Consider the following 15,138-nt stretch of genomic DNA (forward strand, 5'->3'; position numbering starts at 1 on the left):
CCTCGGGGCCCTGGCGGGGAGCGGTTCTACGGCACGCCGTAGAACCGCTCCGTCTCCTCGACGGCGGCGTGGAACCGTTCGTCGAAGTCGTTTCGCATGAGCGTCCGGACTACGTAGTCCTGGACGCTCATTCCTCTTTTCGCGGCGTGTTCCCGGAGCCGTTCGAGCAGCTCGCGGTCCATGCGCAGGCTGAGCACGCTGGTCCCCATGGACATGAGGGTCGCGGCAGCCCTTCGCGCCGGGGTAGACCTTTCCTCCCCCTGTCACCCATATGAGTGACAGTGTTCGACCGGTAGTGGCCAGGGTCACCTCGGCTGTGCGTGTCCCGGTTGGTCTTTAGCGAGAGTGATGAGTTACGCTAAAGAACATGCCGGACCTTACCCATGGTGACGACGTAGCCGCCGTGAACTCCCTGCGCTCCGCCGTGATGCGGCTGTCCCGTCGGCTCAAGCACCAGCGCGTCGACGAGTCGCTGAGCCCCACCGAGATGTCGGTGCTCGGCACCCTGGCCAACTGCGGCAGCGCCACGCCGGGCGAACTCGCCCGCAAGGAGCATGTGCAGCCGCCGTCGATGACCCGCATCGTCGCGCTGCTGGAGGCCAAGGGGCTGGTACGGCTCGAGCCGCACCCCGAGGACCGGCGGCAGAAGGTCGTCACCCAGACCGAGCAGGCCGTGACGATGCTGGAGGAGAGCCGCCGCAAGCGGAACGCCTTCCTGGCCGGCCTGGTTGACGGGCTCGACGAGGACGAGTGGGCGAAGCTGCGCGACGCCGCCCCCGTACTGGAAAAGCTCGCGCACCTGTAGAGAACGTCAGCAGCACCAAGGAGGCGAACCCTTTTGAGTACGGGACCCGGAGCAGCTTCCGCCCCCGCACCGACCGCCTACGACACCCAGCCCGCTCCTGACCCCGGGACCGCCGCCGGCGCCGGCGCGGCCCCCGCCACCGCCCTCGGGCCCGCACCCGCCGCCACGACCGCCGCCGACAGCGGCGCGGTCCCTGCCACCGCCCTCGGGCCCGCACCCGCCGCCACGACCGCCGAAGCGGCCCCGCGTCCCGCAGCCGCACCGCGCACCGCCCCGGAGCCGGGCCGCACTGCGCCCGATCCGGGCCGCGCCGCGTCCGATCCGGGTCGCACTGCCCACGAGCCGGGTCGCACTGCCCACGAGCCGGGTCGCACCGCCCCGGAGCCGGGCCGCACTGCCCGCGAGCCGGGCCGCACCGCGCCCGAGCCGGGCCGCACCGCCCCGGAGTCGGGCCGCACCGCCCCGGAGCCGGGCCGCACTGCCCCCGAGTCGGGCCGCACCGCCCACGAGCCGGGCCGCGCCGCACCCCGTAAGGCCGGAAGCGCCCGGCGCGGCTCCTCGATGTTCAGCTCGCTCAAGGTCCGCAACTACCGCCTGTTCTTCATGGGCCAGGTGGTCTCCAACACCGGCACCTGGATGCAGCGCATCGCCCAGGACTGGCTGGTGCTCAGCCTCACCGGCTCCTCCGCCGCCGTGGGCATCACCACGGCCCTCCAGTTCCTGCCGATGCTGCTCTTCGGCCTGTACGGCGGCGTCCTGGTGGACCGGCTGCCGAAGCGGCCGACCCTGCTCGTCACCCAGTCCGCGATGGCCCTCACCGGCCTGGCGCTGGCCGCGCTCACGCTCACCGGCCACGTCGAGGTGTGGCACGTGTACGTGGCCGCCTTCGCCGTCGGACTCGCCACGGTCGTGGACAACCCGGCCCGGCAGTCCTTCGTCTCGGAGATGGTCGGCCCGGGGCAGCTGCAGAACGCGGTCAGCCTGAACTCGGCGAACTTCCAGTCCGCCCGGCTGATCGGCCCCGCGGTAGCCGGCCTGATGATCACCGGCGTCGGCACCGGCTGGGCGTTCCTCGCCAACGGCCTGTCCTTCGTCGCGCCGCTCACCAGCCTGCTGCTGATGCGCGCCCGCGAACTGCACGTGGTCGAGCGCTCCCCGCGCGGCAAGGGCCAGCTGCGGGAGGGCCTGCGCTACGTCGCCGGCCGCCCCGACCTGATCTGGCCGATCGTCCTGGTCGGCTTCATCGGCACCTTCGGCTTCAACTTCCCGGTGTGGCTGTCGGCCTACGCGGACGACGTGTTCCACGCGGGCGCGGGGGCGTACAGCCTGTTCAACACGGTGATGGCGGTCGGCTCGCTGGTCGGCGCGCTGCTCGCGGCCCGTCGGGGCACGGCGCGGCTGCGGGTGCTGATCGCGGCGGCGGCGGCGTTCGGCGCGCTGGAGATCGTGGCCGCGCTGGCCCCCTCGTACTGGCTGTTCGCGCTGCTGATGGCGCCGATCGGCGTGTTCGGCCTCACGGTCAACGTCACGGCCAACACGACGGTGCAGATGGCCACCGACCCCGCCATGCGCGGCCGGGTGATGGCGCTGTTCATGATGGTCTTCATGGGCGGCACCCCGCTCGGCGCACCCCTGGTCGGCTGGGTCACCGACGCCTACGGCCCCCGCACCGGCTTCGCCCTCGGCGGCGTGATCTCCCTGGCGGCGGCCACGGCGATCGGCCTGGCCCTGACCCGCGCGGGCAACGTCCGCCCCGCCCTCTCCTGGCACGGCCGCCACCCCCGCCTGACCTTCGTCCCCCGCGAGAACGACCACGAGAAGAACAGGGAGCCGGCGAACGCGGCGGCGTGACACCGCCGCCCGCCGGGCTCAGTCGCGGGGGAACTCGTCGGTCTTGAGGACCAGCCCGACGGGCGTGCCGGTCAGGTCGATCTCGTCGCCGAAGTCGAGGCTGAGGTCGCTGCGGTACACGCCGTCCTTCGGCAGGGTGTGCAGGTGCCACATGCCGGTGTACGGGTCCACGATCAGGTACACCGGCACGCCCGCGGCGGCGTAGGCGGTCTTCTTCGGGCCGTAGTCGTTCTTGGCGGTGTCCTTGGAGATCACCTCCGCGATGAACTCCACGTCCTCAGGACGCCACAGGCCGTTCTCGTCCTTCTCCGAGCCTTCCGCGAGGGCGACGACGTCGGACGCGAAGCCGTTGAGGTGGCCGGGGTACTGCATGCGGACGTCGGACTTCAGGCACTTGCGCGGGTACTTGGCGCGTAGTTGGTCATAGATGTCCGCGATGATGTCCCAGTGGGTGTCCCGCTGCGGCGTCACGAAGATGGCCCCCTCGACGATCTCGGTCTTGAAACCCTCGGGGACGTGCATGCGCTCCAGCCACTCGAACATGGTGTCGAGGTCGAGTTCGTTGCCCTGGTCGGCCATCACGGTCCTGTCTGCGAGAACAGTCACTGTGCCGCTCCTCCCCGCTGCTGCCTGGTCGCATGCAGCCGCGCGGTACAACGATAAGCACGGTGACCTGGTCACACCGGTGCACTCGCGGGACGCGCGGCGGGGACACTGGGGGTATGAGACTGTTCGCCGCGGTGTTGCCGCCCGAGGATGTCGTGCGGGTGCTCGGGCGGGAGGTGGAGCGGTTGCGGGAGCTGCCGGGGGCCGGGAGGTTCCGGTGGACCGAGCGGGCCGGGTGGCACTTCACGCTCGCCTTCTACGGCGAGGTCGCCGAGGACGCCGTGCCGGAGCTGTCGGCGCGGCTGGCCAAGGCGGCGCGGCGCACCGAGCCGTTCCCGCTCGCGCTCAGCGGCGGCGGCCAGTTCGGGCGCGGCAAGGCGCTGTGGACGGGCGCGGAGGGCGACCTCGGCGCCCTGCGGCTGCTGGCCGAGCGCGCGGACGCCGCCGCCCGCAGGACCGGCCTGGAGAGGGGCGAGCACCGCCGCTACAAGGCCCACCTCACGGTGGCCCGCGCCCGCGAGGCGGTGGACGTGCGGCCGTACGTCGCCGCGCTCCGGGACTTCGCCGGGCGCACCTGGACGGTGGAGGAGCTGGTCCTCGTCCGCAGCCGACTGCCGAGGTCGGGCGTGCCCGGTGAACAGCCCCGTTACGAGCCGGTCGGCCGCTGGGCGCTCGGCGGGTCCGGTTAGTCTCGAAGACGTGGACCCGAAAACCCGGAACCGGATCATGGCCGGTGCGCTTGTGCTGATGTTGGCCGTCGTAGCCCTGGCGGCCGCGCTCGGCAGGTGACGCCGGGCGCGGCCGCCGCGCCCGCGCCGTCAGGCGGCGCGGGCGGCCGGCGCCCTCCCCGCTACCAGGCGAAGGCCTCCGGGGACGGGCCCGGGCCCGGGAAGATCTCGTCCAGGCCGGACAGAACCTCCTCGCTCAGCTCCAGCTCGACCGCCCGCAGCGCGGACGCCAGCTGCTCGGCGGTGCGCGGACCCACGATCGGGCCGGTCACGCCGGGCCGGGTCAGCAGCCAGGCCAGCGCTGCCTCGCCAGGCTGGAGCCCGTGCTTGTCGAGCAGCGCCTCGTACGCCTCGACCCGCCCGCGCAGCACCGGGTCGGCGAGGGCGTCGGCGGCCCGCCCGGAGGCGCGCCGGCCGCTGTCGGCCTGCTTCTTCAGCACCCCGCCCAGCAGCCCGCCGTGCAGCGGCGACCAGGGGATGACGCCGAGCCCGTAGTCCCGCGCGGCCGGGACGACCTCCATCTCGGCGCGCCGCTCGGCCAGGTTGTACAGGCACTGCTCGCTGACCAGGCCGATGGTGCCGCCCCGGCGCGCGGCGGCCTCGTTGGCCTGCGCGATCTTGTAGCCGGGGAAGTTGGACGAACCGGCGTAGAGGATCTTGCCCTGCTGGACCAGGACGTCGATCGCCTGCCAGATCTCGTCGAAGGACGTGTTCCGGTCGATGTGGTGGAACTGGTACAGGTCGATGTGGTCGGTGCGCAGCCGCTGGAGGCTGGCGTCCACGGCCCGCCGGATGTTCAGCGCGGACAGCTTGTCGTGGTTGGGCCAGGCCTCGCCGTCCGCGCCCATGTTGCCGTACACCTTGGTGGCGAGGACGACCTTGTCGCGTCGGTCGCCGCCCTTGGCGAACCAGTTGCCGATGATCGACTCGGTGCGGCCCTTGTTCTCGCCCCAGCCGTACACGTTGGCCGTGTCGAAGAAGTTGATCCCCGCGTCCAGCGCCGCGTCCATGATCGCGTGGCTGTCCGCCTCGTCGGTCTGCGGCCCGAAGTTCATCGTGCCGAGCACCAGTCGGCTGACCTTGAGTCCCGTGCGTCCCAGCTGTGTGTACTTCATGGTCCCCAAGCCAATGCCTTGGAGTGCGCTCGAAGCAAGGGGGCTTCGGTCCCGGCGGGGCCGTGGGTGGGGGGACGCCTCAGTGCCCGTACACCCGGGCGCGCCTCAGTGCCCGTACGCCCCGGCGCGCCTCAGCCCTCGTACGGCCCGCCCCACCCCCACGCCCCGTGCATCGCGTCGGCGAAGGCGGCGGCGATCTTGTGCTCGCCGCGGGCGTTCGGGTGGGTGCCGTCGTAGGTGTCGGCGTGGATGTCGTACGCCGGCGGCGGGGACGCGAGGAGCAGGGGCGAGCGGGGCTCGTCCAGGTCGGCCACCGCCTTGGCCAGCAGCTCGTTGAAGCGGGCCACCTCGTCGGCGAAGGCCGGCTCGTTCTCGGCGCGCACGTTGGGTATCACCGGCAGCAGCACCATCTGCACGCGCGGCCTGGCCCGACGCGCCTCGGCTACGAAGGAGACCACGTTCTGGGCCGTCTGCTCGGCGTTGGTGTAGAAGCCCAGGTCGATGAGGCCGAGCGAGACGAGCAGGACGTCGGCGCGGCTCGCCCGCACCGCCTCGCCGATCAGCGGGGCCATGTGCTGCCAGCCCTCGCCCCAGCCGGCCAGATGGGCGCGGGGGAAGTCGGGGTCGGCGTACTCGTACGAGGTCGGCGTCTGCGTCGCCTGGTCGTACAGCGTCTCGCGCGGGCCGACGAAGACGAACGGCTCCCCGTACGTGTCGCGCAGGTGCTGCCACAGACGGTAACGCCAGGTGTGTTCGCCCGCGCTGCCGATGGTCATCGAGTCTCCGACGGGCATCAACCTGAGCATCCGCTCATCATCGGGGATCACGGCGGCGGCGGGAGCACCGGGCCGGTGTGAACCCCGCCACCCCCGCCCGGGAAGGCTTCCGTTCCAGTGGTCGTCCGGCCGGGCGGCCCGAACCGCCGTGCGGGATGGCAGGCTTGGGGCATGCGCCGACCGTTCGCCCTGTTCGCCGGGACCGCCGCCCTCCTCGTGGGCGCCCTCGCCGTGCCCGTGCCCGCCTCGGCCGCCGACGGGGACGGCGGGTTCACGATCAAGGACCCGCGGATCAAGGAGTCCAGCGGCCTCGCCGCCTCCCACCTGCACCCCGGCGTCTACTGGACCCACAACGACAGCGACGACGGCCCCTACATCTACGCCGTGGACGGGAAGACGGGGAAGACCGTCGCCACCGTCACCCTCAGCGGCGTCGGCAGACCCCGCGACGTGGAGGCCATCTCCATCGGCCCCGGCAACGCGATCTACGTCGGCGACATCGGCGACAACCTCGGCGGCACCTGGCCCTACGTGTGGATCTACAAGCTGCCCGAGCCCAAGGTGCTGAAGGACCAGACGATCCGGGCCACGCAGTACGTGGTGAAGTACGCGGACGGGCCGCGCGACGCCGAGTCGCTGGTCGTGCACCCGAAGACCGGGCGCGTCTACATCGTCGACAAGAAGGAGGACGGCGGCCACCTCTTCGAGGGCCCGGCCCGCCTGTCCACCTCCGGCGCCAACATCTTCAAACCCATCGCCCCCGTGGACCTGTGGGCCACCGACGCCGCCTTCTCGCCCGACGGCACGAAACTCGCCGTGCGCGGCTACTTCGGCGGCGTCTCCTACGACTGGAACGGCGGCCGGATCAAGCGGGTCGGCCAGCTCGACGTGCCCCTGCAGCGCCAGGGAGAGTCGGTCACGTACTCCGCCGACGGCGCCAAGCTGCTGTACGGCAGCGAGGGCGCGGACAGCCCCGTCCAGGCGAAGGACGCGCCCGGCGGGGGCGACGGAAGCGGCAAGTCTCCTTCGGGCAAGGCGACTTCCTCCGCATCCGGCGCGGGCGGCGGCGGCCTCAGCGGCACGGTGAAGACCGGCGCGGTGGTCGTGGTGCTCGCGGCGGCCGTCGTGTTCGGGCTGCGGCGGCTCAAGCGACGCTGAGGGATGGTCACTTGAGCGGGCGGACGGGCGGGACCGGCCCCGCCCCGGAGGCGTCGACTGGCGGCGTCGGCCCCGGAGGCGTCACGACTGGCGGCGTACCCGGACCGTCAGCGGGTTGACGAAGTCGTCAGCCCCGGAGGCGTCACGACTGGCGGCGCACCCGGACGGTCAGCGGGTTGACGAAGTCGCCGGTGCCGGACGCGTACTGCTTGTCGTGGAAGGTCTCGCCGGGCTGCGAGCCGTAGAGGCGGAAGAACCACTTGCCCTGCCAGGCCAGTTGGTCGATGCCGAGCGCCTGGTACTCCTGCATCGCGCGGGCGCGGGTGGTGTCGGCGAGCTTCTGGATCATCTCGATGACCCGGTCGCTCTCCAGCGCGCCCTGGGGCTCCTTGCCCCGGAAGCTGTTGAAGACGGACTTCGTCTTCTCCCGGTAGGCGCCGAGGAGTTGGCGCTCCAGCTGGCTGAGGGCGCGCTGGGCGTTCTGGTTGCGGGTGTAGTTCTCCAGCGTGACCCAGTCCGCGCCGTCGAGGCTGCGGGCGACGACTCCGGCGAAGTGGTAGTTCCACACGTCGACGTCGCCGCGGTCGGTGCGGTCGTGTCCGGCGGGGGCCGTCGCGTAGTCGAGCTTGTCGTCGCTGCCGACGGAGAGGGTGGCGAACCCCTCGCCGATCTCCGGGCGGGCGTGCTGGTTGACGCCCATGTCCCGGGCGGTCGCGTCGGCGTCGTCGGGGCGTTCGCGCAGGGTGGTGCCGTAGTCGCGGGCGACCCCGGGCTCGGCGTGGTGCTCCCGCTCGTCGCCGGCCGCCGTCGCCGCGGCGGCTCCGTCCGTGGCGGCGCCGGAGCGCACGGTCCCGGCGAGGTGGTGGGCGAGGCGGACGCCGACGTTCGCGCCCCAGGGGGCGGTGCCGCGGGCGCCGCCGCCGTCCGTGACCACGTTCATCTGGCGGCTGCCCACCACCTCGCGCGCCACGTCGATGCACTGCACCCGCACCAGGTCGGCGAAACCGCCGGCCATCCGCCGGGTGGCGGGGTCCGCCGTGACCGGGGTGACCTTGGTCAGCGTCCCCGCCTCGGTCTTGATCTGCGCTCCGCCCTGCACGAGCGTGTAGTGGCTGCCGGTCTGGCCGAGCTGGGTGACCGCCTGCTGGAACACGGCGTTCGTGGCGTAGAACTCCTTCGGCTCCCGGTCGGTGTCGTGGACGGCGAGGGAGCCGTCGTCCGAGATGCGCAGGCTGACGTCGCCGGGGTGGTGGTTCTGGGCGTCCACGTGGTCCACGTGGTGGCCGATCAGGTTGTTCGGCGAGGGGCCGTCGCGCAGGACGCCCTCCGGGGACTGGGTGGTGAAGTACGCGTCGTCGCCGCCGACGGTGGTGAGACCGGTGGGGCGACCGGAGCGGACGCGCTGGAGGGTGGGGGTGCAGTGACCGGCGTGTGCGGCGTGACTGTCGTGGGCGGTGTGGGTGGCGTGTCCCTCGTGGGTCGCGGGGGCGGCGGTGACGGACCGCTGGGTTGTGACGGACCGCTGGGCCGTGGCGGACGGTGCCGCCGTCGCGGACTGCTGGGGTGAACTCGCCAGCGCCCGGCGGGCGTTCTCCTCGGCCGCGCGCTCGTACGCGTCCGAGGGGTCGCTGACCCGGAGCCCGTCGCCGTGGTCGGTGCCCGCGACCGGGCCGCTGCGCTGCTGGATGACGTGGGTCAGCTCGTGGGCCAGGGTGTGCCGGTCGCCGCCGCCGTCGCCGATCACCACATGGCTGCCCGAGGTGTACGCGCGTGCGCCGACCTCGGCGGCCGAGCGGCGGGCGGCGGCGTCGGTGTGCAGGCGTACGTCCCCGAAGTCCGCGCCGAGCCGTTGCTCCATGTCCTGCCGCACGGCGCCGTCGAGCGGGGCGCCCGCCGAGCGGAGCACCTGGCCGACGGAGTGCGCGGCGCCGCCCTGCCCCGCCGCGAGCCCGGCCGCCGCGGCGTTCCCGGCGGTGCGCTGGAGGGCGAGGAGCGCCTCGGGGGACCGGGCGGCGAAGGCGTGCTGCGGGGGTACGGCGGGGGCGCGCCGTCCGGCCGGGACGCGCGGAGTCCGTATGGCGCCCGCGGTCCGCCCGCTCGGGTCCTTGGACTGGTCCTGGCTGCGCATACGTACTCCCGGGGCGGCGCGGAGGCATCGGTTCTGAGGGCGACGCAAGATCCTTACCGGCCGCGCGGTGCGCCCGGGAGGCCCGCGGGGGCAGGCATGGGGGCAGAGATGGGCCGGACGACGCCGACGGCTCCGTGCGCGCGCCGCCCCGGGACGGTTGTCGTGTCCACGGTCTTGACGGGCGGGTGGTACCTGGCTTCCATGGAGGGGCGGGAATGGGAGCGCTCCCATATTGTTCCGGCCCGCGCCTCCGAGAGGAAGCAGCGACATGTTCCGCAGCATGCGTAGAGCGCTGTGCACTGCCGCCGCGGCGCTCCTGATACCCCTGGGCGCGGGCCTCGGCGCGGCGACGACCGCGCACGCGGTCGCCGCCGGGACCGGGCAGGGAAGTGCCGCGCCGGCCGGGCGGGGAGGTGCCGCGCCGGCCGGGCGGGAGAGCGCCGCCGCGGGCACGGCCGCCGGCGCCGGCTACTGGCACACCAGTGGCCGCCAGATCCTGGACGCGGCCGGGAACCCGGTCCGGATCGCGGGCGTCAACTGGTTCGGCTTCGAGACCGGCAACCACGTGGTCCACGGCCTGTGGTCCCGCGACTACAAGAGCATGATCGACCAGATGAAGTCGCTGGGCTACAACACGATCCGGCTGCCCTACAGCGACGACATCTTCAAGGCCGGGACGACGGCCGACAGCATCAACTTCAACAACATGAACACCGACCTCCAGGGGCTGAGCCCGCTCCAGGTCATGGACAAGATCGTGGCGTACGCGGGCCAGGACGGCCTGAAGGTCATCCTGGACCGCCACCGACCGGACTCCGGCGGCCAGTCGGCGCTCTGGTACACCTCGGCCGTCCCCGAGTCGACGTGGATCGCCGACCTCAAGGCGCTGGCGACCCGGTACCAGGGCCAGGACACCGTCATCGGCATCGACCTGCACAACGAGCCCCACGACCCGGCCTGCTGGGGCTGCGGCGACCAGGCGACCGACTGGCGGCTGGCCGCCGAGCGGGCGGGCGACGCGGTGCTCTCGGTCAACCCGAACCTGCTGATCTTCGTGGAGGGCGTGCAGACGGTCGACGGCGTCTCCGGCTGGTGGGGCGGCAACCTGATGGGGGTGGGCCAGTACCCGGTGCGCCTGGACGTGGCGAACCGGGTCGTGTACTCGGCCCACGACTACGCCACGAGCGTGGCTCAGCAGAGCTGGTTCAGCGACCCGGCGTTTCCGGCGAACATGCCGGGCGTGTGGGACAAGTACTGGGGCTACGTCTTCAAGCAGAACATCGCGCCGGTGTGGGTGGGCGAGTTCGGCACGACGCTCCAGTCGACGGTGGACCAGAAGTGGCTGTCGGCGCTGGTGAGTTACCTGCGGCCGACCTCGACCTACGGGGCGGACGGCTTCCAGTGGACGTACTGGTCGTGGAACCCGGACTCGGGTGACACGGGCGGCATCCTGAAGGACGACTGGCAGACGGTGGACACGGTCAAGGACGGCTACCTGGCGAGCATCAAGGCCCCGGGCTTCCCGGCGGGCGGCGGCGGGAACGGCGGGGGCGGCGGAGACGACGGCGGCACGGGCGGCGGCGGCAGCGCGCCGGCCTGCACGGCGGCGTACACCGTCAGCGACGACTGGGGCAGCGGCTTCAACGCCTCGGTCACGGTGAAGAACTCGGGCACGGTGGCCCTCAAGTCCTGGAAGGTCACCTGGACCTGGCCCGGCGCCCAGAAGATCACCAACATCTGGAACGCGAGCTACACGCAGAGCGGAGCGACGGTGACGGCGGTGAACGCCGCGCACAACGGCGCGGTGGCGCCGGGCACGTCGACGAGCTTCGGCTTCGGCGGAGCACCGGGCGGCGCCACGGCGCCGACGGTGACCTGCACGGCGTCCTGAGGAACACCGGCGACACCGAGGGCGGGGCGCCTGGCTGACGACCGGGCACCCCGCCCCCTGCCATGCGACGCGGTGACCGCCTGCCTCAGCTCCCCAACGGGCACGCCAGCTCCGGATGCGCGCGGTTGGGAGCGCAGGTCACCTGCGGCGGAGTATCAAGGTCTGAGGACGTAGGGCCGTACGAGGTCGTCGGCCACCCAGGTGTGCGGCCGAGGCCGGCAGGGCCGGGCCCAGCACTCCTCGTCGCGCGGGCACGCGAGGTAACGCCCGGCGGCCTCGCAGCGCTTGGACCAGCGGCGCCAGCGCGCGTCGTAGGGGCTGGGGAGCGGCCACACGTACGGGTCGAGGGGGCGGACCTCCTGTGTGACGTCCCAGAGGTCCGCCTCCGCGCGGCTGCGGCGGGCCGCCCGCAGGCGGGCGAGTGCGTCACGGAGCGGCCGGAACGGCATGGGCCTCCGCCTTCGCCAGGTCGAACCGCGCCCACACGCACTTCCGGTACGGCTCCTGTCGGCAGCCCCACGCGTCGGACAGCGCTTCCACGAGGGCGAGCCCGCGGCCGCCTTCCTCGTCGGGCGCGAAGTCCCGGAGCCGGGGGAGCCGGTCGCGGTCCGGGTCGGACACCTCCAGGAGGAGGGCCGCGCCGTCCAGGGTGAGCGCGATCTCGACCTGGGCGTAGGAGATGCGGCAGTGGATGACGGCGTTGGTGACGAGTTCGCTGGCCAACAGGGTGACGAAGTCGGCGAGTTCGTCGGTGACGCCCCAGTCCGCGAGCGCCTTGCGGGTCTGCTGCCGAGCCGTGGGCACGTGCCGTCGGCGCGCGGGGATGCGGAAGGTTTCGGTTGCGGGCATGCCTCGGAAGCTACGGTCGCATTCCAAGTGGCTGCAACGCGCTTCACTGAATACATTCACTTGTCCACTCGATCGAGTGATGGGACCTCGGAGTTGGTGACCTCTGTGGCATCGTGGCCGCGAACGAGGGGAGGGCCCATGCCCGCAGGTGGACGACCGACCGTGCGCAGCCGGCGCCTGGGTACGGCACTCAGGCAGTACCGGCAGGCCGCGAAGATGGACCAGCCACAGGCCGCCGAGATCATCGCCGCGAGCCAGGCGAGGATCAGCAGGCTGGAGAGCGGGCACGTCACGGCCCGCGTCATCGAGGTACGGCTGCTGCTGGACGCGTACGGGGTGGACGACCCCGAGATCCGGGCCAAGCTGGAGAACCTGGCCAAGCACTCCAAGAACCGCGGCTGGTGGCTCGAACACGCGGAACACCTACGGCCGGACTACGTCGACCACATCGCGCTGGAGGACGATGCGACGTACATCCGCGAGTGGCAGCCGGTCATGGTGCCGGGCCTTTTGCAGACTCCGGCCTACGCGGAGGCAGTGATTGCCGGAGGCCCGCACTACATCGACCCGGAGCGGATCGCCGAGTTGGTGAAGGTTCGTGTGGGACGTCAGGCGAAGATCGAAGAGGGCGGGGCCTCGTACACCGCCATCCTCTGGGAAGCGGTGCTCAGACACCCACTGATCGACGTCGGCATCCACCGGGAGCAACTGTCCACGATCCTGGAGGTCGGAAAGCGGAAGAACGTCACCATCCAGGTGCTCCCCTTCAGCGCGGGCGTCCTGGCCGGTTACTCGTCTGCCTTCTACTCCTTCAGCTTCGACGAGGAGCCGACCGTGGAAGCGGTCGCCATGGACAATCTGCGAGGGACGTCGGTCCTCGAAGGTCCCGAGGACCTGGCTGCTTACGCCAATGCATTCGACCTACTACGATCGGCGGCGTTGGCGCCGGACGCGAGCGCGAAGCTCATCCGGGGCATACTCCGGAGCTTGAAGGAAGACCCATCGTGACCGAGGTTGTAAGCCCCTTCTGGAAGTCGTCGTACTCCGGGCAGGAGAACGCCTGCGTCGAGGTCGCCGACACGGCCGACCACGGCCGTGCCGTCCGTGACAGCAAGCAGCCGGACGGACCTCTCCTCACCGTCTCCCGCGAAGGCTGGCGGGCGTTCCTGCGGCAGTTCTGAGCCCGGCCTTTCGCCCAGGCGGCAGGCCGGGTCTGTGGGGAGCACCTAGAACAGATGCCCCGTCCGGCGCGACGCCTTGCCCGTCGTGTACTCGTTGGCCGCCAGGGCCGAGGCCATCAACTCCGCGTCCAGGGCTGTGACGTCGGCCAGACGGGTCGCGCTCGCGTAGGCGTTGAAGAGGTGCTTGGTGACGCGCAGGGCCGTCGCCGAGCGGCGGACGACCGGGGCCGCCCAGGTGCGCACCGCGGCGTCGAGGTCGCTCTCCGGGACCACGTTCTGGAGGATGGAGAGGTCCCTCGCCTCCCGTGCGTCGAACGCCCGGCAGGTGAGGACGAGTTCGCGTACCCGGGCCGCGCCGACCTCGTTGAGGAGGCGGGGCAGCAGGCCGCCCCACGCGGTGGGCAGGCCGAGGGCCAGTTCCGGGAGGCGGAAGGTGGCCGTGTCCGCGCCCACCCTGAGGTCGCAGGCCAGGGCCAGGGCGAGGCCGGCGCCGATGGCCTTGCCCTGGACGCGGGCGATGGTGACGGCCGGGTTGGTGGACAGGGCCTCGCAGACCCGGCGGGCCTTGGCGCCGGAGACGCGGATGCCGCCCCCGGTCGGGTCCTGCGCGAGCTGCTCGGCGAACTCGGAGCGGTCGCCGCCCAGGCAGAAGTCGTCGCCGGCCCCGGAGAGCACGACGACCCGCACGTCGGGGTCCTGGGCGTCGAGGACGGCGAGGAGTTCGTCGAGCATGGTGTCGGTGACCGCGTTGCCCTGCTCCGGGGTGTTCAGCTCGATGGACAGGACGGGTCCCTGCCGGTCGGTCCGCACCGTCTTGAGGTACTGGACGGTCGGGTCGGGCAGGACGGTCATGACGTCACTCTCAAAGAGGTCACGCGGCGGAACACCATACGGGGCGCGTACTCGGGACCGCTCGCGAGAGCAAGATCAGGGAATCGTTTCAGCAGGTGGGAGAGGAGTGTACGGGCCTCCAGGCGCGCCAGGCCCGCGCCGAGGCAGTAGTGGGCGCCGCCGCCGAAGGTGAGGTGCGCGCCCCTGCGCCGGACGTCGAAGGTGTGCGGGTCCTCGTTGCGCCGGGGGTCGTGGTTGGCCGCGCCGTACAGGACGTGGACCATCGTGTCCTTGGCGACGGGAACCCCGGCGAGCACGGTGTCCTTCGCGGCCACGCGCGAGTTGAGGTGGATGGGCGGGTCGTAGCGCAGCGCCTCGTCGATCGCGTCGTCCACGTGCTCGGGGTGCGCGCGCAGCCAGTCCCACTGGGCGCGGTCCCGCAGCAGGAGCCAGACCATGTTCGACAGGAGCGTCGCGGTGGTCTCCAGCGAGGCGATCGTGATGAACATGACCAGGTGGTAGAGGGCGCGGTCGGCGGCGGCCCGGTCGTCGGGGAACCGGGCGTCCCAGTGGCGGATCCACTCGGAGACGACGTCGTCGCCGGGGTGCGCCCGGCGCTCGCGGATGAGGTCGGTGAAGAAGGTCCGCATCTCCATGGTGGCCGCGGCGGAGACCTTCAAGTCGCTCTTGGTCGGCAGGAGTTCCTGGGCGAAGACCTGCCGGTGGGTGAAGTCCAGGATGTGCGCGTACCGCTCGGCGGGGATGGCCAGCCAGTGGCCGACCGTCTCGACGGGCAGCCGCTCGCTGACGGTGGAGACCAGGTCGGCCTCGCCCGCCGTGCGCAGCCGCTCCTCCAGGGCGTCGCAGAGCCGGCGGACGTGGCCCTCGACGTCCGGCGTCATCGCCTCAAGGGTGCCGCGGTCGAAGAGGTTGCCGAGGGCGCGCCGCTGACAGGTGTGCTCGGGGGCGTTGAGCCGGGACAGGGTGTGGCTCATCTCCCGGGTGGCGGGGGCGTGCCAGCGCTCGGGGGCGGGCTGGCGTTCCTGCCAGGCGATGTCGGGTACGAGCCAGTCGCGGCCGCGCAGCACCTGGTTGCACACCTCGAACCCGGTGACGAAGTGCCCGCCCCAGGGGGCGGGAACCACGTCGCCCATGTCACGCAGTTCTTTCCACAGGGGGAGGGGGTCGGTCTGCCCCTCCGGAGAACGCAGGCGCCGGA

The 15,138-nt window shown here is 72.1% G+C and carries 16 protein-coding genes; 7 read left to right on the plus strand and 9 right to left on the minus strand.

Annotation, left to right across the window (positions count from 1 at the left end; translation table 11 throughout):
* Nucleotides 1-26: 26 nt before the first annotated feature.
* Nucleotides 27-215: a ribbon-helix-helix protein, CopG family gene (locus K7787_RS09140; RefSeq protein WP_019985860.1), complete on the minus strand. Its 189-nt coding sequence runs from the start codon at nt 213-215 to the stop codon at nt 27-29.
* Nucleotides 216-367: 152 nt separating this feature from the next.
* Here K7787_RS09140 and K7787_RS09145 point away from each other — a divergent pair, with 152 nt between their 5' ends.
* Together K7787_RS09145 and K7787_RS09150 are read left to right on the plus strand one after the other, a co-directional pair.
* A complete protein-coding gene (locus K7787_RS09145; protein ID WP_009189225.1) occupies nt 368-805 on the plus strand; it encodes a MarR family winged helix-turn-helix transcriptional regulator in 438 nt (145 codons plus the stop codon).
* A 561-nt stretch (nt 806-1,366) separates the two neighbouring features.
* The gene (locus K7787_RS09150; RefSeq protein WP_223001126.1) at nt 1,367-2,656 is read left to right on the plus strand and encodes an MFS transporter; all 1,290 of its coding nucleotides are present in this window, start codon (nt 1,367-1,369) and stop codon (nt 2,654-2,656) included.
* Between the two features lie 18 nt (nt 2,657-2,674).
* Here K7787_RS09150 and K7787_RS09155 read toward each other — a convergent pair whose 3' ends face one another.
* Complete coding sequence (locus K7787_RS09155; RefSeq protein WP_027758780.1) at nt 2,675-3,262, minus strand: Uma2 family endonuclease; 588 nt, start codon at nt 3,260-3,262, stop codon at nt 2,675-2,677.
* Between the two features lie 116 nt (nt 3,263-3,378).
* Between K7787_RS09155 and thpR the strand changes: the two genes are divergently transcribed.
* Complete coding sequence (gene thpR / locus K7787_RS09160; protein ID WP_223001078.1) at nt 3,379-3,951, plus strand: RNA 2',3'-cyclic phosphodiesterase; 573 nt, start codon at nt 3,379-3,381, stop codon at nt 3,949-3,951.
* 161 nt (nt 3,952-4,112) lie between these two features.
* Here thpR and K7787_RS09165 read toward each other — a convergent pair whose 3' ends face one another.
* A complete protein-coding gene (locus K7787_RS09165) occupies nt 4,113-5,105 on the minus strand; it encodes an aldo/keto reductase (RefSeq protein ID WP_009189222.1) in 993 nt (330 codons plus the stop codon).
* A 131-nt stretch (nt 5,106-5,236) separates the two neighbouring features.
* On the minus strand, nt 5,237-5,911 hold the full coding sequence (locus K7787_RS09170; protein ID WP_009189221.1) for an SGNH/GDSL hydrolase family protein: 675 nt from the start codon (nt 5,909-5,911) through the stop codon (nt 5,237-5,239).
* A 141-nt stretch (nt 5,912-6,052) separates the two neighbouring features.
* Between K7787_RS09170 and K7787_RS09175 the strand changes: the two genes are divergently transcribed.
* Complete coding sequence (locus K7787_RS09175; RefSeq protein WP_223001079.1) at nt 6,053-7,039, plus strand: YncE family protein; 987 nt, start codon at nt 6,053-6,055, stop codon at nt 7,037-7,039.
* A gap of 142 nt (nt 7,040-7,181) precedes the next feature.
* On the opposite strand, the gene K7787_RS32395 is transcribed toward K7787_RS09175, so the two are convergent.
* Nucleotides 7,182-9,167 (minus strand): eCIS core domain-containing protein, encoded by a 1,986-nt coding sequence (locus tag K7787_RS32395; RefSeq protein ID WP_223001080.1) that lies wholly within the window; start codon nt 9,165-9,167, stop codon nt 7,182-7,184.
* A gap of 268 nt (nt 9,168-9,435) precedes the next feature.
* On the opposite strand from K7787_RS32395, the gene K7787_RS09185 reads away from it, so the two are divergent.
* Nucleotides 9,436-11,058, plus strand: coding sequence for a cellulase family glycosylhydrolase (locus K7787_RS09185; protein WP_223001081.1), 1,623 nt, complete (start codon nt 9,436-9,438; stop codon nt 11,056-11,058).
* 155 nt (nt 11,059-11,213) lie between these two features.
* Here the strand turns inward: K7787_RS09185 and K7787_RS09190 are convergent, their stop codons facing one another.
* Complete coding sequence (locus K7787_RS09190; protein ID WP_223001082.1) at nt 11,214-11,507, minus strand: hypothetical protein; 294 nt, start codon at nt 11,505-11,507, stop codon at nt 11,214-11,216.
* Nucleotides 11,485-11,907, minus strand: a complete 423-nt coding sequence (locus tag K7787_RS09195; RefSeq protein WP_027758784.1) for an ATP-binding protein — start codon at nt 11,905-11,907, stop codon at nt 11,485-11,487. Before K7787_RS09195 ends, K7787_RS09190 begins: the two co-directional genes overlap by 23 nt.
* A gap of 138 nt (nt 11,908-12,045) precedes the next feature.
* On the opposite strand from K7787_RS09195, the gene K7787_RS09200 reads away from it, so the two are divergent.
* Entirely contained in the window at nt 12,046-12,915 is an 870-nt protein-coding gene (locus K7787_RS09200) for a helix-turn-helix domain-containing protein (protein ID WP_223001083.1), read from the plus strand.
* Entirely contained in the window at nt 12,912-13,088 is a 177-nt protein-coding gene (locus K7787_RS09205; RefSeq protein ID WP_223001084.1) for a DUF397 domain-containing protein, read from the plus strand. The genes K7787_RS09200 and K7787_RS09205 overlap by 4 nt, the downstream gene beginning before the upstream one ends.
* A gap of 45 nt (nt 13,089-13,133) precedes the next feature.
* Here K7787_RS09205 and K7787_RS09210 read toward each other — a convergent pair whose 3' ends face one another.
* Nucleotides 13,134-13,940, minus strand: coding sequence for an enoyl-CoA hydratase/isomerase family protein (locus tag K7787_RS09210; protein ID WP_043260965.1), 807 nt, complete (start codon nt 13,938-13,940; stop codon nt 13,134-13,136).
* Nucleotides 13,937-15,073 (minus strand): cytochrome P450, encoded by a 1,137-nt coding sequence (locus tag K7787_RS09215; protein ID WP_247720705.1) that lies wholly within the window; start codon nt 15,071-15,073, stop codon nt 13,937-13,939. The genes K7787_RS09210 and K7787_RS09215 overlap by 4 nt, the downstream gene beginning before the upstream one ends.
* Nucleotides 15,074-15,138 lie beyond the last annotated feature (65 nt).

The organism is Streptomyces sennicomposti, from assembly GCF_019890635.1.
In the GTDB taxonomy this organism is placed as follows: domain Bacteria; phylum Actinomycetota; class Actinomycetes; order Streptomycetales; family Streptomycetaceae; genus Streptomyces; species Streptomyces sennicomposti.